This is a genomic window from Saezia sanguinis, assembly GCF_963921665.1.
GTDB lineage: Bacteria > Pseudomonadota > Gammaproteobacteria > Burkholderiales > Burkholderiaceae_C > Saezia > Saezia sanguinis.
Genome location: NZ_CAWUGC010000011.1, coordinates 1 through 26,884 on the forward strand (window position 1 = coordinate 1; position 26,884 = coordinate 26,884).

Sequence of the window (26,884 nt, forward strand, 5' to 3'; positions counted from 1 at the left end):
GAGACCAACCAGACCCACCACGAAGACAGGAAGACGTCAACGAATCCTTAAGGGGGATTAGCTCAGCTGGGAGAGCACCTGCTTTGCAAGCAGGGGGTCGTCGGTTCGATCCCGTCATCCTCCACCACTTTGAGTTGCCGTGACTTCCCGCAAGTACCCTAAGTCGTTGAAAGACAACGGATAAATGGAAATTTGAGTTGCCATAAAGGTGCATAAGTTGCCATACAATCCGCTTCAATTGAGTACACAATTAAGTATCTCGATTGAAAAAATAAGTACATCGCCTATTTCGCTTTTTTGCTTTCAGATTCAAGCATCTAAAGCAAAAATCCTCTTAATTCAAATTTTAGGAGATAAGCGATGGCATTATCAGAACTCAGAGTTAAAAACGCACAGCCCAAAAAGAAACCATACACATTGACGGATGGCGGCGGGCTTGGTCTTTATGTCACACCCAAAGGTTCAAAGGCGTGGCATTTCCGGTACTACTTTCAGAATAAGCAATTCCGTATATCACTAGGAACTTATCCGGCTGTTGGTTTGAAAGATGCGCGTCTTCTACGTCAGGACGCACAGACGCAACTTGCCAAGGGAATCGATCCGCAAGAAGAGCGCAAGGCACTGCGTCAACAAGAATCCCCAACCCCCAATCAACTTACCTTTGCCGAATTTGCCCAGCAGTGGCAGATATTTCGCATTAAAAAACTCGGGCACGATCAATCGACACACCGGCAAAGTACAGTGGTGCAGATCGGTCGCTACATGCAAAAAGACTTCCTGCCCGCCATGGGAGATATGGCGCTTGGCGACATTACCCGCGCTGATGTACTCAAGGTCATCCGTGGTATTGAAAGCCGTGGCGCACTGTCCATGTCGGTCAAATGCCGGGGCTGGTTGAATGAACTGTTCCGGCACGCTCTGGCCGAAGGGCTGATCAACAGCAATCCGGTTGCCGATCTGGACATCGTAACCTTGCCTGCGCTACCGGCACAGCACAATCCCTTCCTTAAAACCAGTGAACTGCCCGGCTTTTTAGCGGTGCTGGCGCATTATCCAGGCTATGAGCAGACCCGTTTGGGGATCAAGCTGCTATTCCTGACAGGGGTGCGCACGGGCGAGTTACGCTATGCGGAACCGGAACATTTTGATCTGCAAAACAAAATTTGGCGGATTCCGCCGCAACTGGTCAAACAGTTGCAGCGCAAGGTACGTACTTCAAACTCCAACATTCCGCCTTACCTGGTGCCGCTGCCGGATCAGGCGGTGGCGATTGTGCAGCGTCTGCTGGAGTGCCGCTTCCCGTGGCAGAAATACCTGCTGTGCCACCAGTTCGAGCCAAAGAAAATCATCAGCGAAAACACCCTGAACTACGGCATCCGTCGCATGGGCTACAAGGACAGGCTGACGGGCCACGGCATCCGCGCCACTATTTCCACCGCGCTCAATGAAATGGGCTTCAACAAGGACTGGATCGAAGCCCAACTGTCGCATTCCGACAAGGATACAATCCGGGGCGCGTACAACCACGCTGAATACATCGAACAGCGTGCTGTAATGATGCAGCAGTGGGCAGATCAACTCGACTTGTGGGAAGCCGAAGGCTTGCAGACACAACAGTGTCAGCGTGTCGCCTGAGTCACCGTAAACGATCAACATTAACCGTCTTGTCATCAGGGCGGTTTTTTTATGCCCGATAAAAGATGTGATAAATTTGAAACATAAAATAACTTCAACATGCGATTTGTTTTCTAGAGATGAAAAATGCGCACCGCATTGTTATGCAATTATGTGCAGGCTCCCTTTTTCTTCCGTTACAAATGCACTTTTGTATTTTGAAACTAAGGGAGCCAGATGAAGTTGTATCAGCTAAGGTATTTTTCTGTTCTTGCCGAAGTTAAGAATTTTTCATTAGCCGCCCAAAAACTGCACATTGCCCAACCGCCATTGTCCAGGGCCATCAAGGAGCTTGAAAGCGAGTTGGGCGTTAAACTGTTCATCCGCAGCACCAGAAAGACGACATTGACACGCGCTGGCGCTGTGTTGCGGATGTACGCTGACCGTATCCTGTGCACACTGGATGCGGCCAAAAAAGCCGCTATTGCCGCAGGCAAGGGCGCGATTGGCGAATTACGGGTGGCGATTTCGGACTTGATCGACGCCAACAGATTTTCAAATTTACTTGTCATGATCCGTGAAGAGATACGCGCTTTGAAAATCCAACTGTTCGAGGTGGATCATGCGCATTTGCGGATGGGTTTGCAGCGGGACCTGTTTGATGTCGGCATTATGAAGAGCAGAATCAGAGATCAAGGCATTCATTGCAAACTCTTATGGCGGGACAACTATGCTGTTTTGCTCCCCCAGAGGCATCCATTGCAGTCGTTCGCTACGGTGCCAATATCGGAAGTGGTGCGGTATCCGCAAATCGTGTTGGCGTCTTCACGATTCGAAGGACTGCGGCATCAGGTGGAAAGCTGTCTGGCATCGACGGGACAAAAACCGCCCGACATTGAGCATGTGCAATCTGTTTGTATGATGATGGCGCTGGTGCAGGCTGGTTTTGGGGTCAGCCTGATCAGTTCAAAAATGTGTCAGCCGCACACCAAAGAAGATATGGTGTGCAGGCCGGTCAGCCAGACCAGTCATACGATAGATACTTACATCTGCTTGCAGATGAAAAAACAGGAAAGCCATGTGCTGGAGTTCATCGCGCAGGCCGAAAAACTGGCCTGATCTTTCGCATTCGTCAAACAAAAACTGTCGCTTTTTAATTACGTTCATTTTGGATATAGACCTATACCGAGAAAATATAAATAAACATCTTTGTTTCGCCATAATAAAAACCATAGCTGTCCATTCTGTATTTCTAATATTAAAAAACAAGAAACGTGACTAACCTGAAGTCCACGTACTTAAGGAGACACAACATGGCCTACAAAGGTTTGGCACAGGCAGGTGGAAAGCGTTTGCTCAGACGGAAAGTCGTCGAGGACAAGACAGGATTTTCCAGAACGACGATTTACCGTTTGATGCGGGAAGGGCTTTTCCCGCAGAGCGTACGCATTGGTATCCGGGCGGTCGCCTGGGATGAGCAGGAAATAGATGCGTGGATAGAAGAGCGTAAAGAGTCTTTTTCTGACGTGTAGAAGGAAAAGACGATGCTTACAGTATCAATCGTCTCGACTAAGGGCGGTGTCGGCAAAACCACGGTCGCGGCCAATCTGGGCGCATTTGCCGCCGATGCCGGGCTGAGGGTGCTGTTGCTGGACATTGATAACCAACCGGCACTTTCCAGCCATTACACGCTACGTTCTACCGCGCCATGCGGCGTTTTTGAACTGATCGCCCACAATGAGCAGCGTCTGGACAAACTGGTGTCGCATACCGCGATCCAGAATCTCGATCTGGTGATCTCCAATGACCGCGACGGTCAGTTGGGCACCATGCTGCTGCATGCGCCGGACGGAAGATTCCGGTTGCGCAATCTTCTGCCGGTGTTTGAAGCGAATTACGATCTGCTGCTGATTGATACCCAAGGGGCGAGGAGCGTGATGCTGGAAATGGCGGTGATCGCTTCAAATCGGTTGATTTCGCCGGTGACGCCCGAAGCGCTGGCCGCCAGGGAATTCAAGCGCGGCACACTGCAACTGATCGAGGATATTGCTCCCTATAAACGCCTGGGCATTGAAATTCCGGTGATCGACATGCTGATCAACCGGGTACCGACGGTATCAAGCAATGCCCGGCTGATCCAGCAGACATTGCGTGAGGTGTTCGGTAGCGCTGATGGAATCAGGGTGTTGCACACGACGATTCCGGCCATTGAAGCCTATCAACATTCTTCAACGCTCAAAATGCCGGTCCATCGCTATGAACGTTTTAAGCCTGTCAAAAGAACAGCACCTGCCGCATTGGAAACGATCCGGGCGCTGACCATTGAACTTTTTCCTCAATGGGAAGCATTATTTGCAGAAGTGAGCGGCAAAGTCCCGCAAAACCTCAGACCGGAGTTGCCAAAATGAAAAAACCAACTCCTGCCGATCTGAAACAGACCCTTCTCGTCGATGGCTTTGGCAAAAGCAACAAGACGACGACACAACTTTCCGATCCGCTCGTGGATACACCGATGGTGGTGACACTTGACGAATTGAGAGCCTATGAACTCAATCCGCGTCTGAGCAAGAATCCGCTCTTTGACGATATCAAGGCGTCGATCCGTGAACGGGGGCTGGACGCGCCACCGGCGATCACCCGCAGGCCGGGGGCCAATCACTACATTATCCGCAACGGCGGCAATACCCGATTGTCCATTCTGCGGGAATTGTGGTCGGAAACGAGGGATGAGAGATTTTTCAGGATCCACTGCATGTTCCGGCCATGGGTCAACGAGATTACCGCGCTGACCGGACATCTTGCCGAGAATGAACTGCATGGGGCGCTGACGTTTATCGAACGGGCGCTCGCGGTGGTGAAAGCGCGTGAGATTTACGAGCAGGAAACCGGATATGAATTATCCCAACGCGACCTGGCGCAAAGGCTATCCACAGATGGCTATCCCGTCAGCCAAAGTGTTGTCAGCAAGATGGAAGACGCGGTCAACTTTTTACTACCCGTGCTGCCGAACTCACTATATGGCGGTTTGAGCAAAAAACAGGTTGAGCGGATTCTCAGTCTGCGCAAGGCGGCCAACGCCGCGTGGGAGAAATTCTCCCAGGTGCCCGATGGCGCCGCCGAAGAGGTGTTTCTGGGGATCGATGGCGAATTCTCGGACGTGTTTCAAGAAACGCTGGCGATGTTTGACGATACGCCCGACCAGTTTCATTACAAGCGCTTCGAGGATGAACTGACCGGGCGCATCGCCGATCTCTTTGGGGTTGGCTACAACATGGCGGCGCTGGAGTTGTCCGAGAAGGCACGCTGGCACGAATTGCTGAGTGTACCACCAATCCCCGCCGGGGAATTTAACGAAGCGGCCCTTCTGTCCAAGCCGGAAGTTAAAAAGCCGTTGGCGACCGAAGAAGAGATTATGGCGATGGTGCTGCCCAAGTCGCCAAGAATGAGCAAACCGTCCAGAGCGGAGCCGCCGAAACCGATAACGCCTGTTGAACATGCCAGTGTATCCGGTGTACCGGAAACAGATCATTATGAGGAACAGGCAGCCTTTGTGCAGGCGCACATTGTTTCGCCTGCCGGAGAACTGCCCAGAGTCAGCGCGATGCAGGAGATGGTGGCCGGTCTGACCGGAGAGCGTCCGCCGCAGAACTTTACGGCCAATGTCCTGAAATCGATCCCCGTGCAGGCCGGTGGCCTGTATCCGATATCGGATATCTGGTACATCGACGCCGGGCAGGACGAGCCGGAGCGCCTGCGCACGCACATCGGCCAGCTTGCCATCGAGATCGCGCACGATATGGGCTGCGCGGAACACGTCGAGTCGTGCGATCACGGCATTGGCTATATTTGCCGTGCGGACGCTGACGAAATTGAAGACCCGGCTGGCCGGTTGACGGTCACGTTGCTCAAACTCATGGCCGCGCGCGATGAGCAGGAAGACCAGTGGGTGCAGGGCAGTGCCCACGCCTTCGCGTCCTTCCTCTTTGGCGCAAACGACCACCGGATCAAACATCTAACGGATGAAGCGCTGGTCAAACTGTTTCGCGTCATCCGGCTTGCCCGAAGACTGTATGAACACGAGAACGATCCCGTAGCACAAGAAATCTGAAAGGGTGATGCACCATGGAGCAGTTTCCTTTGAACCAGGCGGTTATTTCACAAATCCTGTTCGATCTGCGGCAGGGTACTTTGCGTCGTTCATTGCAAATGGGATTCACCGAAGACGATTTACGTCTGCTACGAGATCAGGACAAGGTGGAAGTGCTGTTGAACACGACGGTGAGCTGGCTGGATGTCAAGGTGAACACCGGGATCATGCGGCGGTTGGCCGGGCAGGTCAGCCGGAACCATCAGGAAGTGGCACTCATCGACCGGGCGCTGGAAATGGGTGCCAGCAGCAAGATGATCGCCGATCTCTTCGGGCTGAACCAGAGAGAGGTGGCGTTTCGCAAACGGATGCTCAATATCGACGAGAAACGCGGTCGCTGGCAGGAGCTTACGGAAACGCAGGATCATCAACTCTGGCGGCAATGGAAAGACATGATTAAAAACTATCATCTGGATATTCACGATCAGATGGATATGCTCAAAATCTGTATGGCGCTGACCAGAGCGTCCGATATTCCTTTGGCGATGATATGGCAGGCGCAAGAGCGCTGGATGGACGCGGAAGAGAAGCCAGTGACCGCGATGGAGCAGGAAAACGATGATGACGCATAGTGAAGCCCCACCAAACGACGGGTACATTTACAGCGGCAACATTCATGAGAGCGTCCCAAGGACGCTTTTTTTGGATCGGCGCATTACACCGCTGGAACGAAACGCCTGGCAGGTTATCAAGATGCAGATCGAGCCGGGTGGCATCACGTCCATGTCCACCTATGAAGGATTACGCCCGTACCTCACTTCGATGCCCGGCGCGCAGAAGGCGTCGTTCGAGACGGTAGGCAGAGCCATTACCTTGCTACGGCTGACCCGGTGGATCAGCCTGATCAAGCGGCGACGCGCCGACAATGGTGCCGTTCAGGGCAATCTATACATGCTGCACGAAGAACCGTTATCCGTCTATGAAGCGATTCAACTGGATGCGGAGTATTTCTCGCTGCTGTGCCGGTGCATCACCCACCGGAGCAAAGCGGTGCAGCGGGTGGCGCAGATGGTGTTAAAAGAAATCGAGGAAGATGCACAACTGGCCGACAAGAAACTGCCGACCCGACTGGAAATATTGTTGGGGCGATCAGTGACACAGGCGCAGAATCAAAAGTTATCCACAGATCGCCATTCCGAAGTCAGTCAAAACCACTTACTTCGGAATCGGGAAAAGCCTACTTCGGAATCCGAAGCAGGTGTCAAACCCGCATCAGAAGCGGCACTACGGAATCCGAAGTCAGTACATAGTAGTAATAGTAGTATTAATATCAATACTACTACGGCAAAAACACCGGCGTTTGATTTACCGCCACGGTTTTTGCTGTTGAAAAAAGAACAACAACAGGGCGCATTGACGGCAATGCGCACGTTGAAACCGGATATGCAGCGACAGATTGTCGATGAGTGGTGCAGGCACTGTGAGCGTAAAGCGATTGGCAAACCAGCGGCGTATCTAATGGGGATGATCCAGAAAGCGCTTCAGGGTGAGTTCAATCTACTGGCGGAACCGGCAAAGCCCGTACCGTCTGTAAAACCTGTTCCGCCGGCATCGACCGGCACACCCACTGACACAAAGGCGGATTGTCAGGCCGACCGTGAGAAGGCGCAGGTTTATATCGATCAGATCAAGGCGCTGGTCAACACATGGCGGGTGACGCCCAAAAGACATTAAGGTTTCCGCTGCCGTGACAATAAATATTACATTATTTATTGTTGTGAAATCAACATATTGCAACTCCTGAGCCTTTATGGGACAAAGTGATTCCCCCGGGAATCACTTTTGCCCAAGAAGTCCCATAAGTTCCCACGGTTGAAATTGGCGAACCAAAACATGTACACCATCAAAAAAGAAACAGGGTGTTTCCGTTGCCGTGCGTTATGACGACCATACCGAAACGGAAGGGTGATTCCCGGGGGAATCACTTCTCCGAAACCGTGCGGCGGTTGATGAAGCGCTGGAACGTACCGGAGCGGACAGACGGCGGTACTTGCGTAATTTGATAGAAAAATAATCATCGTAATGCAAGGTGTTGAGCCGTAGGAATGGGCTGGCATTAATGCCGTCATGCGCAAAATCCTATTTTGTACTGACAGCCTTCCCGCTATTGACGATGCTGCAACTTCTTACCGATTGAGGAATGAAGGAATGGCACCATGGCAGCAGAAGATTCAGAAAAAGATTCGGGTTCGGGCTTTCAGATTGGCGCACTGCGCAGCCATATCAGCATGACGATTCACACCTACCACGCTTTGCGGATGTGGAAAGGTCGAAGACCCGCAGGCAAATTACCGGGCATTATCGGGTTGGCCGGTTATTTGTTGATGACCAACAGGATGATTCGGGGGGCGGCGCTGGATGATCCGTATTCAGACTTCTGGATGCTGCGTGTCGAAGAAAAGATTGATGATGTCAAAGCCAATCTAACTGTTCTCAAGGATCAGGCGACCATCGCGTTTGAGAGTGTGCCCGCCACGCTCAATCTTGGCGAAAACCTCAACATGCAACCGGCTGACCTCACGGTGTTTGCTAATTCGCCGCTGGGCTTTCTTGGCATCTATCTGGTTGCCGACTACGACGAACTGGTGCGCAAGACCATTCTGGCACATCACACGGCATTGATCGACCGGCAGACCATGGTGCATTGGCTGGACGATGGCGGACATCATTTGCGCAGTCTCTTTACGCTGGTGCAGCGGTATCAATACTCCGGTGCCAAACGTGATGATTTTGCGGCCAACAACGCCGCGGCCCGAAGTGCGCTGGAAAAGTTTGGCACATTGCCGCAGGACATTCTCGAAGGGACACGGCGCAGCCGGTTTGCGCCGTACATCCACCGTGACCGATTGCCGAGGAATGCGCCAATGACGGATGACGCTGATGAAGACATAACCGCGGAGGTCAGCGAAGAAAAGCTCTTCGAGGGCGCGGCGGAGTCCGAAGAGGATACGGGTGCGGATGCAGCATCGGAGATTGACCCGTCCCGTGAAGAAAACACGGAGGCCGACCAGCCATGACACAGAATTTTTTCTCACCGCTGGAACAAGCAGCCTTCCAGAAGCTGAAACAGGGGGCCTTCCTAAAAGGCCTTTTAAAACCTTTTAAAGGTAATAGAGACATGGCGTTATGGGCCAGCCAATGCGAAGCCTTACGCGATCAACTGATGGCGCTGGCGCAGCAGGAAATCTTAAGCCAAGCCCAGAGTTTTCCGTTTGCGCTGCTGCCGGTGCAACTGACGATGCAGTCCACCGGATCGGGCACGGCATTTCTACGCTGGCGCAATATCGACCGCTCGGCCATGGGGGTGGCGCTCTGGGAGGAAATGATGGACAGCGTGTTGACACCCGTACATCTGCTTCCGGCGTTGCGCGCGATGGAACAGCAACGTCTCACACTCAATATGCAGATCAGTGTGCTGCACATGCTGGCACGACAGGCGCAGGAGTGCACAACCAAGATGGAATACGCGGACGCGGTTTATCAAAAACGAATCAATCAGGGTTGTTTTAACGACGAAGGAGAAGTGAAATGAGTACACGATTTATCAACGACGGCAATATCGGGTCAGTCCCGGAATACCGGGAGTTTCCCAACGGGAATGAAGAGCCAAGACGACGGTTACGGCTCAATGTCCGGTTTGACAATCCCATTCCGGCCAAAGACGGCGGTTATGAGGACAGAGGAGGATTCTGGGCGACGGTCGATCTCTGGCACAAGGACGCCGAACACCTTTGCCGGTTGTACCAGAAGGGGATGCGCGTTCTGGTCGATGGCCGGATGGTGAGTTTTGAAGGTGAGGATGAGGGAGGCAACAAGCGCCGTTATTTTTCGATTGACGCCCGCAAGGTTGCGATGCTGCCCAACCGGATCATGAGTATCACGATGGAAGCCAGCAAGAGCGCGGACGACGGTCAACCGGCAGAAGAGACGATGCCGGAACAGATTGAGGGCGACAAGAAACCGGCCAGTGGCAAAAAGAAACCAATATCCTGATTTTTGAGACAAACGGGGCGGCTGCGCCAGTTATTTCCGCCCCGAATTGCGCCAGTTCCATGATGATTTGTGCGCGACCAAATCTGTATTTCTCCGCGACAACCATCCTCGACTCGACGATCCTGTGGTTCATGTTTCATGTGAGCCGGAGGAAATCAGGTGCGACTTTATCTTTGTGAAAAACCCTCACAGGGCAAGGACATCGCCAAAGTGTTGGGTGCGACCCAGCGAAGCGATGGCTGTATTGTGGGGCAGGGTGTGACGGTGACGTGGTGCATCGGTCATCTGCTCGAAACTGCGCCACCGGAAAGTTACGGTGAACAATTCAAGAAATGGTCGCTTGACGCGCTGCCGATCATTCCACAGCATTGGCAAGTGATCGCCAAGGAAAACACTCTCAAACAATTCAAGGTGGTGCAGAAACTGCTGGGCAAAGCCACGGAATTGGTCATTGCTACCGACGCTGACCGTGAAGGCGAAATGATCGCCCGTGAAATCATCGATTATTGCGGATACAAGGGTCAGATCAAACGTATGTGGCTGTCGGCTTTGAACGATGCCTCAATCCGCAAGGCGCTCTCGGAATTGAAGCCCGGATCGGAAACGTTATCGATGTACTACTCGGCACTGTCGCGGTCCAGAGCGGACTGGTTGATCGGCATGAATCTCTCGCGCCTTTTTACGCTCCTGGGTCGAAAAGCCGGATATGAAGGAGTGTTGTCGGTCGGACGGGTGCAAACACCGACACTGGGGCTGGTGGCGCGTCGGGATCGTGAGATAGAAAACTTTGTCCCCGTACCGTATTGGGTCATCAATGTGGCGCTGGATGCCGGTGGTACGGGTTTCATGGCGCACTGGCAGGCGCCGGACAACGCGATTGATGACGCGGGTCGGTGTATCGAGCAAACGGCAGCGCAGACAGCCATCGCCAAACTCAAAAACGCCCAGGCTGCCCAGGTGTTGTCGGTGCAGACCGAGCGGATGAAAGAAGCGCCACCCCTGGCGTTCGATCTGGGTACGTTACAGGAAGCGTGTTCACGCAAATTCGGGCTGGACGTTCAGGAAACGCTGGATATCGCGCAAGCCCTGTACGAAAAACATAAAGCCACCACCTACCCAAGAACCGACTGCGGCTACCTGCCGGAGAGCATGATTGCCGAAATTCCTGCGGTACTGAAAGCGGTGGTGCAGACCGACCCGGCCATGCAGCCGGTCATCGCTACACTGGATACATCGTTGCGATCCAGAATCTGGAACGATAAAAAGATATCGGCGCACCACGGCATTATCCCGACGCTGGAAGCGGCCAGCCTTGGCGCGATGTCGGACAAGGAGCGGCAGGTTTATGAATTAGTCCGGTCTCATTATCTGGCGCAGTTCCTGCCGCCCCATGAATATGATCGTACTGTGGCGCAGTTGTCGTGCGAAGGCGAAACCTTGCAGGCGACCGGAAAACAGATCATCCTCATGGGCTGGCGCAGTCTCTTTAACCGGAATCATCAGGATAAAGATGCCGATGGTACTGATGAAAATAACAGGGTTCAGGTGTTGCCGCCATTGGCGCAGGGCATGACGTGCGCTGTGCAAGACGCGGAATTGAAAGCGCTTAAAACCTTGCCGCCGAAACCTTATACGCAGGGCGAGTTGATCAAGGCGATGAAAGGGGTTGCCCGGCTGGTGACAGATCCACGCTTGAAGCAGATATTAAAAGACACCACAGGCATCGGCACCGAGGCGACACGCGCCGGGATCATTCAGGGGCTGTTGCAGCGCGGTTATCTGGTGACCAAGGGTAAGGCGGTCCGTGCCACCGATGCTGCGTTCACATTGATTGACGCGGTGCCCCAGGCCATAGCCGATCCGGACATGACCGCACTTTGGGAACAGGCATTGGAAGCGATTGAAAAAGGTGAGATGCGGATGGAGGATTTTGTTGAAAAACAATCCGCATGGGTGCGACAACTGGTGAGCCAGTATGCACAAACCAGTCTGTCGATCAAAATCGAACCGTCGCCATCCTGTCCATCGTGCGGTTTATCAATGCGCAGGCGAACCGGAAAAAACGGCGCATTCTGGTCGTGTTCCAAGTATCCTGAATGCAAAGGGGTGTTGAACATTTCTGGTGGCAAAAGTTCCAAAAATTGGAAGGCCGGGAAAGGCCGTAAATCAGTGAAAAAGGATTGAAGCATACCCTCACCCGTAGGGTGTCGGCGTACCACCTGCGTCATGTACGCGGCTGCCGGGGCAGCTTGCAGGATACTTGTATTGACCGTCAAAAGCGGATATTGAAACAGTGAAGATGATTCAGGCGGGCGTCCTGATTATTCAGGAACTGAATAATGAAGAAGCCCGCCTGGGTTGTCGGTATTACATACCGGAGCCTGCCGGTGAAAAAAACAGGTTCCATTTGTGTGCGGATGCGTGCCAAATGATACCGGCGACAGCCACGACAAGCGCCGGGTAGGACGGATGATGGCGGCAGGGCTTTATAGCAGGGACTTGCGGCCAGCAAAGGTTCATGGTGGTTTTCTATTCATAGCCATAGAGGAAACTCTATGGCTTTTTTTCTTGCGCAAAAAACAGGGCGCTGATGAATGGCATGTGCCTGTGGTCAGGCTTCAAGCCAATACTTGTTTTCTGATACCTGAATATACGTCAATGAAAAAGCGCGTCTTTGTGGTTTGTATTTTCTGGTACTTCGTGCCTTCATTAGAAGAATATGCGTTTGTGTGTGCTGGTTTTTCAGCCCATGCAGATCAAAACAAAACAGGGCCGATGACGATGAACAACCTATGGATTAACCAATGTCACTTCGGGGACTGCCGCGATACCATGAGACGCATGGTTGCCGATCATCTGAAAGTCAACTGCATCGTCACGTCGCCGCCTTATTACAGACTGCGCGATTATGGCGTGGCCGGACAACTCGGTCTGGAAAACACAGTTGAACAATACGTTGCCGCGCTGATGGAAGTGTTCGGGTTGTGTCAACAATTACTGGCCGATGATGGGACGCTGTGGCTTGTTCTTGCCGATTCTTATGCGGGTTCCGGGAAAGGCCGCAACAGCGATGGCCTTCGCTCAAATACCATGATCGGCACATTGCAGAGTACCCATACCGGGTCGGTGACCGGCAGGATCATCAAAACAGGCGATACCGTTGCGGCTAAAAACCTGTATGGCGTGCCTTGGCGTGTCGCTTTTTCATTGCAAGCCGATGCGTGGATACTCAGACAAGACATCATTTGGGCGAAACCCAATGCGATGCCATCGAGTGTGAAAGACCGCTGTATCACGGCGCACGAATATCTGTTTCTGTTTTCTAAAAAGCCAAAGTATTACTTCGATCATGTGGCGATACAGGAAATCGCCGCCTACGACGGCAGACGCGATATCACTATGAAAGGAAGCCAGAAATATGCAGACGCAAATATCGGGCAGCGTATGCAGTCTATTTCGGCCAGAGGACATAAGCGCTGGCAGGTCAAGGACGGCCAATACGTCAGGAACAAAAGATCGGTGTGGTGGATTCCGACGCAGGCATATCAAGGCGCGCATTTTGCGGCATTTCCTGAAAAACTGGTGGAATCGTGCATTCTTGCCGGTTCGCGTCCGGGGAATATTGTCTTCGACCCATTCCTTGGCAGCGGTACAGTAGGTTGCGTCGCGCAACGCCTTGATCGTCTCTGGATCGGTTGCGAGCTGAACCGGGATTACGAACCGCTTCAACAAGCCAGAATTTATAACGCCAAAGGGTGAAATAAAAACACCTTGTCAGTTGGCGCATTTAAAAAACAGAAAACACGCGCAAGCAAAATTCCATTTTGACTGACCGATGGTGGCGGCTCAGGCATTATGGCCTTATGTTTCGCTGATTGTGGTCAGCAACATACCCAGGCAGTTGAAATCTTCAAGGTTGCGGTCGGATTTTCCGGCTGATTATTCTTATCTTATCTTGTTTTTTCAACCGTTGACGGGAGAAGTCTGTCCCGTCACGGTGGAGATGACTCACCCGTCTTTTTTTCAAAGGAGAATGTGATGTGTGAGAAATCCCATGTTTCACTGGAGCAAAATGTCTGTACCGTTTGTGGGAAACCTTTCGAGACAGGCAATATTTTATTGGATAAACGCCTGCGTAAAAGCATGGGTCGTTTTACGGTGACGGGCTGGGGGTTGTGTCCTGAGCATCAGAAGTTGTTTGATGAAGGCTATGTCGCTTTGGTCGAGTGTGATCCTGAACGCAGCGGTGTGTCGGCTGAAACGACGGCTGTCAAGCCCGAACAGGCTTTTCGGACGGGGCGTTTGGCTCATCTGAAGCGCCATGTGTTTGATGAAGTGTTCAACACGTCGGTTGATGAAAAACAACCTTGCGTGTTTATCGCGCCGGGTGTCATTGAGCGGTTGCAGTCGATGACCGCACAATGAGCCTGTGTGCTGTTGATGTGATCTGTCAACGTACCCGGACAACCCGCATCAGGGCTTTGCTCTGAAAGGGTTGCTAGGGGTTGCTTCCTATGAGACTTGCTCCCACCTTTGAGGTGGGCAAGTCTCTGTCATTTGGCTTGAGCCGTTCGAACTAAAACCTATATTTGTTTTTTTAACCCATAAGGGAATGTTCCCTTATGGGGCATTCCCTTTTTATTTTTATGAAGGGAATCTATATGGACACTTCTTATGAAACCATCAAAAAGGAATTGATCAACCTGTTCATGCAAACGGCCAGACATCGCCATCGTTATGAGGTTTTCAGCGATTTTGTCACCATGGCCGCCAACGCCATCCACAACCGTTTTATGAAGGTAGAAAAACTGGAGCAGGAATATCTCGATATTGCCAAAAAGTATTCAAGTGAAGATATGGGACGCTTTGCGCAATTGACACGGCTGGTCGCTATGGGACTTGCCGAAGAGGGGCGAGATATTCTGGGCAACGTTTTCATGGAACTGGAGCTGGGCAGTGAACAGCAGGGGCAGTTTTTTACACCGCACCCCATATGCGCTCTGACGGCGCAGTTGCAAACGCAAAATCTGGAGGAGTATTTCAGGGAGCACCGCTTTATCATCATGAGCGAACCGGCCTGCGGGTCGGGCAGCATGATTCTGGCGGTCTTTGCGGAACTGCTCAAACAGAACTACCTGCCGTTTTACCGGATGTGGGTGCAGGCCATTGATGTGAATCATGTGGCGGCTTCCATGTGCTACATCCAGCTTTCATTGTGCGGAATCCCCGGCGAGGTGATATATGGCAATGCGCTGACCACAGAAATCCGTCGGGTTCTGAAAACCCCGACGCATTACCTGTTCGATTGGGGGCAGCGCCTGAGCGAAAGCTAAAGCGTTTATTCAACAAGTTATTTCTCATCTATTCCATAGCGCTCTCATTTGAGAGCGCTTTTTTTTGCAGGTCGTCGATGATTGTGGGGGAATTACGGTCGAAAAGTGCACCACCTGCTTTGTTTCTGGAAACAGAAACGTTCGAATTTCGGATTTTCATGTGACTTTTGCTGCGGCTGGGCGCAAGATCAGGCTATGTTCTGCTGGTTGTATATCAGCAACATGCCTAGGCGGACATGATCTTCAAGTCTGCGGTATCTGAAAAAGATACAGATCAAACCACGCTTGCCACAACGTCCGATTTGCAAGCGAGTGTCAGAAATGACATTAGGGCGTATCTTATTTATTTAATTGTTAACCCATGCGGGATGATCTTTATTCCCGTATCGGGATGAAGTGTCTTCCGCTGTTTTTTTCATAGGAGAAATTAACATGAACACTTCTACACAACCTCAAAATGATAATGGGAAAAAGTACAACAACACGCTGTTCACCGGATTGGGTTTTTTGAACCGGGCGCGGTTTGTTGATGGTCATCAAGGCGAACCTTACTGGGCTGTCACTGTGGCAGGTCTTAGCGGGGAGATTGGCAAAGCCAAGAAACTGTATGTTGATTGCAATATTAAAGGCGAAGACGCTCAAAAGCTGATCGCGCTTTATAAAGAAGATATCAACAACCGTGACATCAAGGTCACTGCCAGCTTTGGTATCGGTGATCTTGAGATTGGCGTTTATACAGCAAAGGATGGCACCGTCAAACCTTGTTGTAAAGGCAATCTTTTGTATCTCAGCTATATAAAGGTTGGTGAAAATATTGTTTATCGTTCACCAAAGAAGGCACAGGAAACGCTTGCTGAAAACCAGGCGACTTCCGAGCCATCTCCTGAAACACAGGAAAGTCAAACGCCAGCACCAGCGGCTGCTTGACGCTCTCTGACGGCTCTTGAACAAAGAGCCGTTTTTCTAATGAACCCATGTCTTTGCTGTCGGTTAATTCCGGTAGTGGGGCATGTCCCTCAATGTCGCACATTACGCTGGTTAAGCAATAGACATCAGCTTTTTACAAAATGCCGGACAGACAACAAGTGTCCCGGTTTTCATTACCCACAAGGGGGAGTGCTTCTCTCTTATGGGGATGGCTCCCCTTTATTCATTCAAGGAGAGTTCACATGGGATGGAACGTTTATTCCAATACTTCAAAACGGGCGTTAATCGCCCAAGTCATCGCTCGCAGTGAAACCGATACGTACATTCGTCAGATACTGAAATACTGTATCCGGGGCAATGTCCTGTGGTCGGTCGAGAAATGTACCTACAAGGTGGATACTGAGTATTATCAAAAAGGTCAGGAACACAACTATATCGGTTGCACCCTGATCAATGGCAGCGGCAGCGAATGGGGACGTAAGGACATGTGTGAATCCATGTGGCCCGGCTATTATTCCTGCCCGTTGTCGTATCTGGACATGGTGCCGGTTGCCAGCGAACCATGGCGTGCCGAGGTTCGGAAGTATCACGACAGCCGGAAAGCCAGACAGCGCCAGCGCCGGATTCGTGTGCCCACATTAATGCGAGTGTGTGCCTGATCTCAACATACCGCCAAACATTTGTTTACCGCATTTGTGTGCCGGTTTTCATTACCCACAAGGGGAGTGCTTCTCCCTTATGGGGATGGCTCCCCTTTATTCATTCAAGGAGAGTCATCATGAAATTGCTATCCAAAAAAACCAATCAACCTAAAAAAGACCTGTACCAAGAAGTGACGGATCGCATCATCGAAGCGTTGGAGAAGGGCACGGTGCCATGGCGCAAGCCCTGGAAAACAGATGGGAAAGGTAAAACAGTACCGTTTGGTATTCCGGCCAATGCTTGCAGCGGCCATGTGTACAACGGCGTGAATGTGCTGTTGTTGTGGCTGGAGCAGATGGAGAAGGGTTATGCGTCATCCCGGTGGCTGACCTACCGACAGGCTTGTCAGGCTGGCGGAAACGTCAAAAAAGGCGAACACGCCACGATGGTGGTCTGGTACAAGGAATTTCTCAAACAGAGCAAAGACGAGCAAGGCCAGATGGTGTTCGATGAAGAAGGCCATCCGGTTCTGGAATCGTTTTGTGTTCTGAAGCACCATCTTGTTTTTAATGTCTCGCAATGCGAGAACCTGCCCGATGACATCGCGCCAGCAGGCGTCATACCTGAATCTTTTGCAGCACCTGATGAGAATAAAGTGAATGCCGAGGCGTACAACCGCATCGTTCGGATGATCCAGTCCCTAGGTGTCAGAGTTTCCAATCAAAAGATTGACATGGCGTTTTACCGATCCTGTACCGATGAAATCGTTTTGCCCAAGGCGATATATTTTCTGACCGAGAGTAATTACTTGAGTACGGCGTTGCATGAAATGGTGCACGCCACAGGCCACGAAAGACGGTTGAACCGTATCGGCATTACGTCCCAAAAACGCAGCTTCGGCGACGAGGTGTATGCATTCGAGGAACTGATTGCCGAAATCGGTTCGGCATTCGCATGTGCGGCGCTTGGTGTGACTGGTGAGTTGCAACATGAGAGCTACGTTGACCACTGGTTGAACATTATGAAGGCGGATAAAAAAGCCATCATCAGAGCTTCCAAGCAAGCAAGACTGGCGTCGGAACTTCTTTTCTCGTTTGAACAAGAAGAGTCACCAGAAGAGGCCAAATCCCGCTCTGACGAGCGGGAAGAAGAAGCGTTGGCAGCCTGACACAACTTGCTCAGGTTCAATTTTGTTTATTTTTCGTAGTGGTCGTTTTGACCATATTTCCCACACGGGGCAGAAGTCCCTTGTGGGAAGTCTGCCCCATTATTTTTTAGGAGAAACCAATGGGGTTATCACTTTATTTTTCAAAAAAACCGCGTGATCTTCCGGACATTGCGCAATTTCATGGCTTTTGGGCTTTGTTCAGATGGGTGGAAAAGCACGTCATTATGGAACCGATGGGTCCAAACGACCATATTGTTCTGGAACCGGAGCATCTGGAGCAGCTTCTGGATACTTTGAACCGGTTAACACCGAACAACTGTGCAGAGCTTTTTCCCGAAAATGGTGGTACGCATAAAGAGTACCACGACACAGACTCCGATTATTGGGTGGAGGTGTCGCATCTTAAGAATGTGATTTTCAGTTTGCTGGAAACGTTCGACTTCAAAGATCACTGTGTTGAATTGACCGCCTGGTGGTAGGAGATAGCCCTTTAAGAGCTGTTTTCCTATTTTGTCTTGATTTGAGACTTCGACGCAGTATGTTGAATATTTTTTAGGAGAAAGCACATGTTAATTTTCAAAGCAAACGAACTGATTCCTGTCATTCATGAAGCCAGAGAAAAGAAATGCAAAATTCTGCTGGTCAAAGACCATGGTGTTTATGTTCTTTCGGAAAACAGGGATGCCAATCCCGATAGTTCATGCAAGAACATCGCATACGCAAAGGGTTTCAATCCTGCGGCCGATAAATTTGACGACTGGTGGGATAAAGCCAATAACGAACTAGGCGGGGATGATTTTGCAGAACCATTGGATCCATTTGATGAAGTTTTCAACGTAATTGTGGAGCATCAGTACGACATGATCGTTGAAGCGACCAAGGAATTTTTGAGGCTAGGTTATCTGGCAAAGCAAAAACAATCCGGTTGACTTTTTTTACCCTTTTGTAGGGGCATCGCCCCTCATGGGTGGTGCCTTTGATTTTTTTATTGGAGGTTTTATGTCTGAAAGCACCACGGCCAAATCCCGTTTTTCTTTGGGGCGAATGGTCATGACTAGAGGCGTTGCCAGCCTGTTTACCGGGCGCGAACACGATCTTCTGTCTTTGCTGCGTCGCCACGCTCGATGTGATTGGGGTGGCTTGTGTGATGAAGATAAGGCAAGCAACGATTTTGCGCTTTTGTCTGGAGGCCGGTTGTTATCCTGCTATCAGGTGACACCCGATCAACAGGTTTTCATCATCACGGAACGGGATCGCAGCTACACGACGATCCTATTGCCCAGCGAATACTGATTTTCGTTGGCGGTATTGATTCATCTATTTTTTATCACCCCGCAGGGTAAGCACCCTGCGGGGTGGCTTGTCCTGTTATTTTTTAAGGAGCAAGAAATGTCTTTATTGATGAATATTTTCCATGGAGCCCCATTGAATACAAGCGGGCTGTCGCTCAAGGAACGCGAAAGTCTGATTGACGAAGAAGGGCATCAGTTTTGCCAGATCGGACGCATTCATTTTTTTGCCGGTCATTTCTGTTTGTTTTTCAACGAAGCGGAATTTTTACAGCAGGCCGCTCTAGCCACCGGTTGGAATGTGATTGATTTGCCGTCAAGCTCGAATGCTCAGGGGTTGCTGATTGGGGCCGACGAAGGAGCCGTGAAGTGTTTCAGACCGGATACCAGAGAAGTATTGAGGTACAGCGATTTATATTTTGCCAGTGAGAAACATAACGCCACCATACAGATGGTGATGATGGTCAAAAAGCCTTACGGTGAATGCCCGTTGATTCTGAACCGGATCGACGATCTGACTTTTGTGCATGGCGATTACACTGTCTGGTTTCAAAATGAAGCTGATTTCCAGCATGCAAAAAAAGAAACCGGCTGGAAAGACGGACACGATGAATTCGGACTGGTCTTGCCGCTGGATGCAATCCACAGTGCGATACTGTTTGACGCGTAGTCTGATGATGCCCTTCGGGGGCATCATTTTTTTTTGCCTGAAACTATCCACAGATTTTGTGCATAACCACATGGACAAATCCTTGGCTCAATGTCGAACTCGCATTAAAACATCAACTTAGATAGGTTGTCTGATTTTTACTCAACGAGTAGTCATTCATTGCAATATCGCATCAACAATTTTCGTTGCAGCCCATATTTATTGGTAAGATTATCGTCATGATAAAACCGACCAGATGGAAAGTGCCGCCATGCTTTCTCACTTGCCGCTTATTTTCTTTTTGATGGCTTTTGTCGGGGTTCTCGTTTTTGCCATCATCAGTTTTGTGCGTACATCGTCCGAAGAACGCTACAAGCTGGCATTCAGCAGACGTGATGAGCGGCTGTTGCAGGCGCAGTTGGCATCCGGTGATGCGGTCGAGATTGCGCCACAGCCGCGTCGGGCAATCTTAAAAGTAATCCCATGGGTGATGTTGATGGTGCCATTTTTGGCGTTCGGAATGTATCTGAGCCGATTGGCCGACTCTCAGTGCGCTGAACTTTTCGGTCTGCCGGTTTCCTATCTCAATTTGTTGATGCTCTTTTATGGATGGCCTTTCCTTTTTCTGCTTGTCGCACTATTCGGTTTGCTGCCGTTTGGATTGAACGTGCTGAAACATGGTTATTTACCGCCACTGGATTCAGTGGTATTCAGGCGAACGATTGCCCAACGCGGAGCGATATCCCGGCTTCGGGGTGCTGCCTGGCTTTTGTTGGCACTGGCGGCGTTGCCGTTTGCTATATACGCACATGTAGCTTTTGTGGATATTTCAGGTGATGCAAGTCATATCGAATTGATCCAGAAGATCAGAGATAAATGTATTCATGAGCCGTCACGGTAGAAGTTAAAAAATCGATTTGTTTGCGTTTCGTTTTTTTTAATGGATTACGTGGTTTTTACTGCGATGCTTCTCCCATATTTCACGATGGGAGTAAAGCATGGCAGCATCAATCAGCAGACTGTGTACCGTAGCAATCTTGTGCCTGTTGGCGGCAGGATGCGTTTCCACCAATCACGTTGTTTCTGAACCCGCCTGTTGTGGGCCACAAGACGATCCGATAGAAGCGTTTTTCAGTACGGTCGCCGTGCAGTCGTCGCAACCGCAAGAGCATGCGGACGTGCCGGTGGTGCGCTACGGGCGTTACCGTTTAATTGAGATCACGCCGGAAACTGCCCAGAGCGATCTGATGGCTCAGATGGTGGATATTTCAATTCCAGCCACGTTCAACAAAAAACAAACCAGTGTGGGGGACGGCATCCGTTATGTACTGATCCGTTCCGGCTATCGGCTGTGCGAAACGGGCGACGCGGTCGAGATGTTCAATCATTTACCGCTGCCAACGGCGCATACGCACATCGGTCCGATGATGCTCAAAGATGCGTTGCAGATGCTTGCCGGTAGCGCATGGGCGATGACAATCAATGAAACCGTGCGCGAAGTCTGTTTCCAGCGGACAGGCGATTCTCCATTTCCCAACGACCCAAACACAATGCCCGATAACGAAGAACCGATGACGGAGGAACACCATCATGCCGCAAACCGATAAACCGTTTTTGAACCGATCCCGCATTGCGGGCTTCATTATAGTGGCTTGGCTGTTTGTGGTCAGCGTCCTGTCTTTTTCCGACCATGCCGCGCTGTCCGAACTGTATCGGCAATCAGACCGTACCGATGAGCAGGCTATGGTTGAAGCGTTGCAAATCCATATCGCCCAACTGACGGGTCAGGTTGCGGATGTGTCGAATCGAGTGGATGAGCAGCGTTATTCTACGGACGTTGACGAAAAACTTCTGTCACTTGAACAGGCTTTTGTATTGATGCAGGAACGCTATCAGCAATCGCCGGATGTCGGTGAAGCGGTCCATGAGGTCATGAATCGTCTGGACCAGATGGACGCGCAGATCAAACTTTTGCAACAAGCGCAAAAAGCTGCTCCACCGGCACCGATCAACCCTGTCAAGAAAGACACACAAACACAAGGAAGTTACTCCGAACCGGAATTTATCTTGCTGGGGGTGGAACTGCGTGGATCACAGCAATTATTGTCGGTTGCCCCGAAGGGCAGCCGGAATATCGGAGATATCAAACTGATACAACCGGGCGACATGGTGGGCATGTGGCAACTGGAATCGTTTGACAACACGCAAGCGACGTTCACCTCGCATGGACGCAGCAAAACCTTCCCGATTCCCAAGGGGACACTATGAGACGCAACCTTTTAATCGTTCTTCTGGGTTGCTGTCTGATGGTCAATGCCATCGCGCAAACCAGGACCGCGACCGATGAAAAAAATGTTCTGCAACACAAAACCACCCCGCATGTCCAGAGCGCCGAACGTGACGTGATGGAACAGGCCAAAGTCTGGAACTTACAGATTGAGGAGTGGGCACGGTATCAAACCTTAATGAACGGTCCCTTGGGTATCTATTCGCCGGGGCTTGATCCATTGACAGCACTCGGTATTGAAGCGAGAAACGACGCCGAACGCAGGCGCTACGCGGAACTCCAGGTACAGGCCGAATCCCTGCGCGTCGCCAAGGAGCTCGCCTACCAGCAAGCCTACGATGAAGCATTCAAACGCCTGTACCCGAATCTCTTGCCGGTGGTGGGGCTGGACGGCAGTCAGAATAGCGTTGTTAGCGCGGCACACGGGCAAGCCGATAGTCGTCTGGCGGTGTTTGTTCAAGAGAACTGCCCGGCTTGCGATGAGCAGGTAAAAAAACTTCAAGCTGCCGGTCAATCGTTCGATATTTATGTCGTGGGCAGCCATGCCGACGATGCGGTGGTGCGGCGCTGGGCGACCAGAGCGGGGGTTGAACCCGACAAGGTGCGCTCACGCACCATCACGTTGAATCATGATGATGGCCGTTGGCAGCTTACCGGCGTGGGCGGAGCGTTGCCTGCGGCAATACGTGAGGTTAATGGACAATGGCGGCGCGAGTAGTAAAAACTGTTTTATGGCTGATATCGGGCATGGTGTTTCTGCCCGGCGTGGTTCACGGTCAGGAAATACCGCCACCGGCCTATCAGATCGCCGCGAGCGAAGCCGGTATTCCGTCAACGGTCCTGTACGCGGTGGCGTTGCAGGAAAGCGGCACACCCATTCGCGGAAAAATCAGGCCATGGCCGTGGACGCTGAATGTTGCGGGCAAATCCTTGTATTTCACATCGCGGGATGCCGCTTGTCAGGAGCTGACATGCGCCTTGAAGCAAACATCGGCCAAACGGGTGGATGTCGGTCTGGGACAGATCAATGTCGGTTATCACGGAGAACGTGTTACCACTCCGTGCGATCTGCTTGATCCGGGCACCAATCTGTCGATTGCCGCCACCATTATCAAAGAACAGCACCGTGATGGTCAGGACTGGCTGATCACGATGGGCAAGTATCACTCTCCGGCCAATGGAGAAGCTGCGCAGCGCTATCGCAGCAGTGCGCGGCACCACCTGTACCGTGTGCTGGGCACACGCGCCATCCATGCCGGAACATTGGGAGCATCCTTCTGATGAAAACATCAACCAACCTATTATTACCTTTCTGCATGGTACTGACCGTTCTCATGACGGGAAGCCACGCGCTGGCACAACCTGCTGAAAATAGGCTTATTGTGGTGCAGGATCGAGGGGGAACGTCGGCGCTGCCGTACTATGAAGCGTCGGGTTTGACGGCAGAACCATCTGCGATGGTGCAATCATCTGCAATGGAGCAACCATTCGCCCTGGCGCAGCCAGTGGTTTCCCAGCGTCTTGTTCCGGGAAAGGTGATGCCGCGCACGATTCACGCGCCGGGGCTGACGCCTTTTTTTATCATTGGAGACGATGATTTATCGCGCCGGTGGTTAGAAGCGCGTTACCCCGTGCTGCAAAAATTGGGCGCGTTCGGGCTGGTGGTCAATGTGTCAACGATGGACGCATTGCAATCATTGCGGCAATTGGTGCCCGGTTTAACACTTTCCGCAGTACCGGGAGACGATCTCGCGCACCGGCTGCAACTTGATCACTATCCGGCGCTGATCATGTCCACCGGCATCGAACAGTAAGGCAGGGTGCCGTGGCACAGGATCACAAAATCGAAGTGCTACTGCGTCCGGCGGTGGAACTTTATACCGTGGCGGCGTGCATGACTTCGGCGGCGTTGTGTCTGGGCGTGCCCTGGGCGCTGGCATTGTCGCCGGGGTTCGGCGCGGCTTGTGCCGCTGCATTTTTTCTTTTTGGATTGATTCGCCTTAGGGATGCTTGGATCGTGCTGCGTTACCGGCGCAACATTCGCAGATTGCCGTATTACGCGATCACCAGCAAAAAAGTGCCGATCAGTCGCAAAAGCCTTTTTATCGGACGCGGATTCAAGTGGGATCAGCGCCATACGCATCGGTTAAGCCAAACCTATCAGCCGCAGTTTCGGCGCTACGTGGAACAATCAAAACTGTATCAGCGGGCGCGGTTCTTTGAAGCGAGGATGGAATACGCGCCTCGGTATATTGCGTGGCTCACAAAACTGACCAGTTGGGACAGCCCCTTAAATCCGGTACGTCCCCTGCCGCCCGTGGGCGGGATGCCGAGGCTGCACGGTATTGAACCGCACGAAATCAATATCACCCTACCATTGGGGGAGCGTGTCGGTCATACACTGGTGCTGGGGACGACCCGTGTCGGCAAGACCCGGCTGGCCGAACTCTTTGTGACCCAAGACATCCGACGCGGCGAAACCTGCATCTTCTTTGACCCGAAAGGGGATGCCGACCTGTTGATCCGCATGTATGTCGAGGCCAAACGCGCCGGGCGGCAAAACGAGTTCTACATTTTTCATCTGGGCTGGCCGGATATTTCGGCGCGTTATAACGCAGTGGGGCGGTTCGGACGGATATCGGAAGTCGCCAGCCGTATCGCTGGTCAGTTATCGGGCGAGGGCGATTCAGCGGCGTTCCGGGAATTTGCGTGGCGATTCGTCAACATCATCGCCCGGGCGCTGGTGGAATTGGGACATCGACCTGATTACTTGTTGATTCAGAGAAACGTCATCAACATTGATGATCTCTTTATCGAATACGCGCAACATTATCTGCCAAAAAAAGAACCCAAGGCATGGGAGGTGATTGCCCAGCTTGAGAGCAATCTGAATGATAAGACGATGCCGCGCAACATGATCGGGCGGGAAAAGCGCGTGGCGGCGTTAGAGCAGTATCTGACAATGAGCAAAATCTACGATCCGATCCTGGATGGTTTGAGATCGGCAGTCCGGTACGATAAAACTTACTTCGACAAGATCGTGGCGTCTTTGCTTCCCTTGCTGGAAAAACTCACCACCGGCAAGATCGCGCAACTGTTGGCTCCGAATTATTCCGATTTGAACGACACCCGTCCGGTCATCGACTGGATGCAGGTCATTCGTCAGAGGGCGATTGTCTATGTCGGGCTGGACGCATTGTCCGATACGGAAGTCGCGGCGGCGGTCGGTAATTCGATGTTTGCCGATCTGGTAAGTGTGGCCGGACACATCTACAAATTCGGGATTGACGACGGTTTGCCCGGACAGAATGCCAAAAGAAAAGAGCCGATCAATCTGCACGCCGATGAATTTAACGAGTTGATGGGCGAGGAGTTTCTGCCGATGATCAACAAAGGCGGCGGTGCGGGTTTGCAGATTACCGCCTACACCCAGACCATGAGCGATATTGAAGCCAGAATCGGCAGTAAACCGAAGGCCGGTCAGGTGATCGGTAACTTCAATAATCTCATTATGTTGAGAGTGCGGGAAACCGCCACGGCAGAATTGCTGACCATGCAGCTACCGAAAGTCGAGGTGTACAGCGCGTTGACCATCAGTGGCGCGACAGACAGTTCCGACCCGCACAGCCATTCGGCGTTCACATCCAATACCATGAACCGCATCACCGCGACACAAGTACCAATGATCGAACCGGCGCATGTGATTACGTTGCCCAAGGGACAGGCATTTGCGTTACTCGAAGGCGGCAATCTGTACAAAATCAGGATGCCGCTACCCAAGGCCGACAAGGACGACAAGGACGAACAACTGCCGCAGGATATTCAGGCGCTGGCTGCCTATATGCGGGAACAGTATCAGGGTGCAGGCGACTGGTGGGCCGCCATCAATCCATCGGGCAACGACCAACTGCCCGATGATCTGCAAGACCATGAGCGGGAAGAAGCGAAACAACGAACCAACGATAGCGATGTTCCGGTATCGCAGGAAACAATTGTGCCTGATGCTGAAAGCCATATCAAGGATGGCGAATGAACGCCCCAGTCACCACCGCCCAAAAGCAGCAGGCAGCGCCTAAAAGTCTTTTTGCCGCCATCGTCACATTGCCGTTGACGATCTTCGGCATTCTCTGCGGGGCGTTGCTGTTGTCGATTGTGGTGGAGTGTGTCTTGATGCAGGTGTTTTGGAAAAACCATTACCCGGAGGGTGAAGGCTGGAAGCACGCGCAGGAAATGTTTTATTATGAACAAAACCAGTTTGAGCAGGGCTACCGGCGCAGCCTTCTCATGTCTGAGCCGGTGCAAAAAACACAGTGGTTGCTCAACAAGGCGCATGAATGGGTGTTTATCAGATCAGGAATTGCCGAAAAGCGTGATGCCGTACTGACATCCAAAATCACGGATTCAGTGCGCAAACGCACATTCCGGGAATATCTCGGTATGGCATATGGTTCCGTGCAGACCTATGTGCAGGCAGCCGCCTACACCACGCTGACATTCACGCTGCGGGTGGTGATCCTGTTTTTAAGTCTGCCGCTCTTCATACTGGCGCTGTTTGTCGGTGCGGTCGATGGATTGGTGCGGCGCGATATCCGGCATTTCACTTATGGGCATGAATCGGGCTTTGTCTATCATCGGGCCAAATCATTATTGATTCCATTACTGGTACTGCCCTGGGCGTTGTATCTGGCGTTGCCGGTGAGTGTGTCGCCGATACTCATTTTGTTGCCTGCGGCGATATCTCTGGGCATTGCGGCCAACATCAGCGCGGCTAGCTTCAAGAAATATTTATGATTTTTGTCGGTTAGAATGTCAGGCAGTACCGTTGACTGATAAAA

At 51.6% G+C, this 26,884-nt stretch carries 29 protein-coding genes and 1 tRNA gene; all 30 read left to right on the forward strand.

Annotated elements, in window-relative coordinates:
- The first annotated feature begins 51 nt into the window (after nucleotides 1–51).
- The 30 genes from AACY98_RS06575 (at nucleotide 52) to AACY98_RS06720 (ending at nucleotide 26,840) form a co-directional block, all read left to right on the forward strand.
- Nucleotides 52–127 (forward strand) — tRNA-Ala (locus tag AACY98_RS06575).
- 233 nt (nucleotides 128–360) lie between these two features.
- The gene (locus AACY98_RS06580) at nucleotides 361–1,635 is read left to right on the forward strand and encodes a tyrosine-type recombinase/integrase (protein WP_339803100.1); all 1,275 of its coding nucleotides are present in this window, start codon (nucleotides 361–363) and stop codon (nucleotides 1,633–1,635) included.
- Nucleotides 1,636–1,851: 216 nt separating this feature from the next.
- A complete protein-coding gene (locus AACY98_RS06585) occupies nucleotides 1,852–2,733 on the forward strand; it encodes a LysR family transcriptional regulator (protein WP_339803103.1) in 882 nt (293 codons plus the stop codon).
- A 194-nt stretch (nucleotides 2,734–2,927) separates the two neighbouring features.
- Nucleotides 2,928–3,146 (forward strand): helix-turn-helix transcriptional regulator, encoded by a 219-nt coding sequence (locus AACY98_RS06590; protein ID WP_339803106.1) that lies wholly within the window; start codon nucleotides 2,928–2,930, stop codon nucleotides 3,144–3,146.
- Between the two features lie 12 nt (nucleotides 3,147–3,158).
- On the forward strand, nucleotides 3,159–4,022 hold the full coding sequence (locus tag AACY98_RS06595; RefSeq protein WP_339803109.1) for a ParA family protein: 864 nt from the start codon (nucleotides 3,159–3,161) through the stop codon (nucleotides 4,020–4,022).
- Nucleotides 4,019–5,722: a ParB family protein gene (locus AACY98_RS06600; RefSeq protein WP_339803112.1), complete on the forward strand. Its 1,704-nt coding sequence runs from the start codon at nucleotides 4,019–4,021 to the stop codon at nucleotides 5,720–5,722. The genes AACY98_RS06595 and AACY98_RS06600 overlap by 4 nt, the downstream gene beginning before the upstream one ends.
- 14 nt (nucleotides 5,723–5,736) lie before the next feature.
- Nucleotides 5,737–6,333, forward strand: a complete 597-nt coding sequence (locus tag AACY98_RS06605) for a DUF2857 domain-containing protein (protein WP_339803115.1) — start codon at nucleotides 5,737–5,739, stop codon at nucleotides 6,331–6,333.
- Entirely contained in the window at nucleotides 6,320–7,435 is a 1,116-nt protein-coding gene (locus tag AACY98_RS06610) for an STY4528 family pathogenicity island replication protein (protein ID WP_339803118.1), read from the forward strand. Before AACY98_RS06605 ends, AACY98_RS06610 begins: the two co-directional genes overlap by 14 nt.
- Nucleotides 7,436–7,917: 482 nt before the next feature.
- Complete coding sequence (locus AACY98_RS06615) at nucleotides 7,918–8,778, forward strand: PFL_4669 family integrating conjugative element protein (protein ID WP_339803120.1); 861 nt, start codon at nucleotides 7,918–7,920, stop codon at nucleotides 8,776–8,778.
- Nucleotides 8,775–9,293, forward strand: coding sequence for a DUF3158 family protein (locus AACY98_RS06620; protein WP_339803123.1), 519 nt, complete (start codon nucleotides 8,775–8,777; stop codon nucleotides 9,291–9,293). The genes AACY98_RS06615 and AACY98_RS06620 overlap by 4 nt, the downstream gene beginning before the upstream one ends.
- The gene (locus tag AACY98_RS06625; protein WP_339803126.1) at nucleotides 9,290–9,754 is read left to right on the forward strand and encodes a single-stranded DNA-binding protein; all 465 of its coding nucleotides are present in this window, start codon (nucleotides 9,290–9,292) and stop codon (nucleotides 9,752–9,754) included. The genes AACY98_RS06620 and AACY98_RS06625 overlap by 4 nt, the downstream gene beginning before the upstream one ends.
- 159 nt (nucleotides 9,755–9,913) lie before the next feature.
- Entirely contained in the window at nucleotides 9,914–11,938 is a 2,025-nt protein-coding gene (locus AACY98_RS06630) for a DNA topoisomerase III (RefSeq protein ID WP_339803129.1), read from the forward strand.
- A 237-nt stretch (nucleotides 11,939–12,175) separates the two neighbouring features.
- Nucleotides 12,176–13,513 (forward strand): DNA-methyltransferase, encoded by a 1,338-nt coding sequence (locus AACY98_RS06635; RefSeq protein ID WP_339803132.1) that lies wholly within the window; start codon nucleotides 12,176–12,178, stop codon nucleotides 13,511–13,513.
- A gap of 279 nt (nucleotides 13,514–13,792) precedes the next feature.
- Nucleotides 13,793–14,179, forward strand: a complete 387-nt coding sequence (locus AACY98_RS06640; RefSeq protein WP_339803135.1) for an ATPase — start codon at nucleotides 13,793–13,795, stop codon at nucleotides 14,177–14,179.
- Between the two features lie 236 nt (nucleotides 14,180–14,415).
- Nucleotides 14,416–15,087 carry an N-6 DNA methylase gene (locus tag AACY98_RS06645; RefSeq protein ID WP_339803138.1) on the forward strand — a complete coding sequence of 224 codons (672 nt, stop codon included), beginning with the start codon at nucleotides 14,416–14,418 and terminating at the stop codon, nucleotides 15,085–15,087.
- A gap of 432 nt (nucleotides 15,088–15,519) precedes the next feature.
- The gene (locus AACY98_RS06650; RefSeq protein WP_339803141.1) at nucleotides 15,520–16,014 is read left to right on the forward strand and encodes a DUF3577 domain-containing protein; all 495 of its coding nucleotides are present in this window, start codon (nucleotides 15,520–15,522) and stop codon (nucleotides 16,012–16,014) included.
- 242 nt (nucleotides 16,015–16,256) lie between these two features.
- Nucleotides 16,257–16,673: a hypothetical protein gene (locus tag AACY98_RS06655; protein ID WP_339803144.1), complete on the forward strand. Its 417-nt coding sequence runs from the start codon at nucleotides 16,257–16,259 to the stop codon at nucleotides 16,671–16,673.
- Nucleotides 16,674–16,792: 119 nt separating this feature from the next.
- A complete protein-coding gene (locus tag AACY98_RS06660; protein ID WP_339803147.1) occupies nucleotides 16,793–17,824 on the forward strand; it encodes an ArdC family protein in 1,032 nt (343 codons plus the stop codon).
- Nucleotides 17,825–17,943: 119 nt separating this feature from the next.
- Entirely contained in the window at nucleotides 17,944–18,303 is a 360-nt protein-coding gene (locus tag AACY98_RS06665) for a hypothetical protein (RefSeq protein WP_339803149.1), read from the forward strand.
- A gap of 87 nt (nucleotides 18,304–18,390) precedes the next feature.
- Complete coding sequence (locus tag AACY98_RS06670) at nucleotides 18,391–18,753, forward strand: DUF3085 domain-containing protein (protein ID WP_339803152.1); 363 nt, start codon at nucleotides 18,391–18,393, stop codon at nucleotides 18,751–18,753.
- Nucleotides 18,754–18,787: 34 nt separating this feature from the next.
- Nucleotides 18,788–19,117 (forward strand): hypothetical protein, encoded by a 330-nt coding sequence (locus AACY98_RS06675; protein WP_339803155.1) that lies wholly within the window; start codon nucleotides 18,788–18,790, stop codon nucleotides 19,115–19,117.
- Nucleotides 19,118–19,213: 96 nt separating this feature from the next.
- Nucleotides 19,214–19,783: a hypothetical protein gene (locus AACY98_RS06680; protein WP_339803158.1), complete on the forward strand. Its 570-nt coding sequence runs from the start codon at nucleotides 19,214–19,216 to the stop codon at nucleotides 19,781–19,783.
- Between the two features lie 235 nt (nucleotides 19,784–20,018).
- Nucleotides 20,019–20,663 carry a hypothetical protein gene (locus AACY98_RS06685; protein ID WP_339803161.1) on the forward strand — a complete coding sequence of 215 codons (645 nt, stop codon included), beginning with the start codon at nucleotides 20,019–20,021 and terminating at the stop codon, nucleotides 20,661–20,663.
- Between the two features lie 97 nt (nucleotides 20,664–20,760).
- Nucleotides 20,761–21,369, forward strand: a complete 609-nt coding sequence (locus AACY98_RS06690) for a PilL N-terminal domain-containing protein (protein WP_339803164.1) — start codon at nucleotides 20,761–20,763, stop codon at nucleotides 21,367–21,369.
- Nucleotides 21,353–22,030 carry a hypothetical protein gene (locus AACY98_RS06695; RefSeq protein ID WP_339803167.1) on the forward strand — a complete coding sequence of 226 codons (678 nt, stop codon included), beginning with the start codon at nucleotides 21,353–21,355 and terminating at the stop codon, nucleotides 22,028–22,030. Before AACY98_RS06690 ends, AACY98_RS06695 begins: the two co-directional genes overlap by 17 nt.
- Complete coding sequence (locus AACY98_RS06700; RefSeq protein ID WP_339803170.1) at nucleotides 22,027–22,767, forward strand: TIGR03759 family integrating conjugative element protein; 741 nt, start codon at nucleotides 22,027–22,029, stop codon at nucleotides 22,765–22,767. Before AACY98_RS06695 ends, AACY98_RS06700 begins: the two co-directional genes overlap by 4 nt.
- 29 nt (nucleotides 22,768–22,796) lie before the next feature.
- On the forward strand, nucleotides 22,797–23,330 hold the full coding sequence (locus AACY98_RS06705) for a lytic transglycosylase domain-containing protein (RefSeq protein ID WP_339803227.1): 534 nt from the start codon (nucleotides 22,797–22,799) through the stop codon (nucleotides 23,328–23,330).
- Nucleotides 23,330–23,863, forward strand: a complete 534-nt coding sequence (locus AACY98_RS06710) for an integrating conjugative element protein (protein ID WP_339803172.1) — start codon at nucleotides 23,330–23,332, stop codon at nucleotides 23,861–23,863. Before AACY98_RS06705 ends, AACY98_RS06710 begins: the two co-directional genes overlap by 1 nt.
- 11 nt (nucleotides 23,864–23,874) lie before the next feature.
- Nucleotides 23,875–26,082 (forward strand): type IV conjugative transfer system coupling protein TraD, encoded by a 2,208-nt coding sequence (gene traD / locus AACY98_RS06715; protein WP_339803175.1) that lies wholly within the window; start codon nucleotides 23,875–23,877, stop codon nucleotides 26,080–26,082.
- Complete coding sequence (locus AACY98_RS06720; protein WP_339803178.1) at nucleotides 26,079–26,840, forward strand: TIGR03747 family integrating conjugative element membrane protein; 762 nt, start codon at nucleotides 26,079–26,081, stop codon at nucleotides 26,838–26,840. Before traD ends, AACY98_RS06720 begins: the two co-directional genes overlap by 4 nt.
- The last annotated feature ends 44 nt before the right edge of the window (nucleotides 26,841–26,884 follow it).

Coding starts and splice junctions, on each gene's coding strand:
- AACY98_RS06580 (WP_339803100.1), top strand. CDS start 361: ATGGCATTATCAGAACTCAGAGTTAAAAACGCACAGCCCAAAAAGAAA.
- AACY98_RS06585 (WP_339803103.1), top strand. CDS start 1,852: ATGAAGTTGTATCAGCTAAGGTATTTTTCTGTTCTTGCCGAAGTTAAG.
- AACY98_RS06590 (WP_339803106.1), top strand. CDS start 2,928: ATGGCCTACAAAGGTTTGGCACAGGCAGGTGGAAAGCGTTTGCTCAGA.
- AACY98_RS06595 (WP_339803109.1), top strand. CDS start 3,159: ATGCTTACAGTATCAATCGTCTCGACTAAGGGCGGTGTCGGCAAAACC.
- AACY98_RS06600 (WP_339803112.1), top strand. CDS start 4,019: ATGAAAAAACCAACTCCTGCCGATCTGAAACAGACCCTTCTCGTCGAT.
- AACY98_RS06605 (WP_339803115.1), top strand. CDS start 5,737: ATGGAGCAGTTTCCTTTGAACCAGGCGGTTATTTCACAAATCCTGTTC.
- AACY98_RS06610 (WP_339803118.1), top strand. CDS start 6,320: ATGATGACGCATAGTGAAGCCCCACCAAACGACGGGTACATTTACAGC.
- AACY98_RS06615 (WP_339803120.1), top strand. CDS start 7,918: ATGGCAGCAGAAGATTCAGAAAAAGATTCGGGTTCGGGCTTTCAGATT.
- AACY98_RS06620 (WP_339803123.1), top strand. CDS start 8,775: ATGACACAGAATTTTTTCTCACCGCTGGAACAAGCAGCCTTCCAGAAG.
- AACY98_RS06625 (WP_339803126.1), top strand. CDS start 9,290: ATGAGTACACGATTTATCAACGACGGCAATATCGGGTCAGTCCCGGAA.
- AACY98_RS06640 (WP_339803135.1), top strand. CDS start 13,793: ATGTGTGAGAAATCCCATGTTTCACTGGAGCAAAATGTCTGTACCGTT.
- AACY98_RS06645 (WP_339803138.1), top strand. CDS start 14,416: ATGGACACTTCTTATGAAACCATCAAAAAGGAATTGATCAACCTGTTC.
- AACY98_RS06650 (WP_339803141.1), top strand. CDS start 15,520: ATGAACACTTCTACACAACCTCAAAATGATAATGGGAAAAAGTACAAC.
- AACY98_RS06655 (WP_339803144.1), top strand. CDS start 16,257: ATGGGATGGAACGTTTATTCCAATACTTCAAAACGGGCGTTAATCGCC.
- AACY98_RS06660 (WP_339803147.1), top strand. CDS start 16,793: ATGAAATTGCTATCCAAAAAAACCAATCAACCTAAAAAAGACCTGTAC.
- AACY98_RS06665 (WP_339803149.1), top strand. CDS start 17,944: ATGGGGTTATCACTTTATTTTTCAAAAAAACCGCGTGATCTTCCGGAC.
- AACY98_RS06670 (WP_339803152.1), top strand. CDS start 18,391: ATGTTAATTTTCAAAGCAAACGAACTGATTCCTGTCATTCATGAAGCC.
- AACY98_RS06675 (WP_339803155.1), top strand. CDS start 18,788: ATGGGTGGTGCCTTTGATTTTTTTATTGGAGGTTTTATGTCTGAAAGC.
- AACY98_RS06680 (WP_339803158.1), top strand. CDS start 19,214: ATGTCTTTATTGATGAATATTTTCCATGGAGCCCCATTGAATACAAGC.
- AACY98_RS06685 (WP_339803161.1), top strand. CDS start 20,019: ATGGAAAGTGCCGCCATGCTTTCTCACTTGCCGCTTATTTTCTTTTTG.
- AACY98_RS06690 (WP_339803164.1), top strand. CDS start 20,761: ATGGCAGCATCAATCAGCAGACTGTGTACCGTAGCAATCTTGTGCCTG.
- AACY98_RS06695 (WP_339803167.1), top strand. CDS start 21,353: ATGCCGCAAACCGATAAACCGTTTTTGAACCGATCCCGCATTGCGGGC.
- AACY98_RS06700 (WP_339803170.1), top strand. CDS start 22,027: ATGAGACGCAACCTTTTAATCGTTCTTCTGGGTTGCTGTCTGATGGTC.
- AACY98_RS06705 (WP_339803227.1), top strand. CDS start 22,797: ATGGTGTTTCTGCCCGGCGTGGTTCACGGTCAGGAAATACCGCCACCG.
- AACY98_RS06710 (WP_339803172.1), top strand. CDS start 23,330: ATGAAAACATCAACCAACCTATTATTACCTTTCTGCATGGTACTGACC.
- AACY98_RS06720 (WP_339803178.1), top strand. CDS start 26,079: ATGAACGCCCCAGTCACCACCGCCCAAAAGCAGCAGGCAGCGCCTAAA.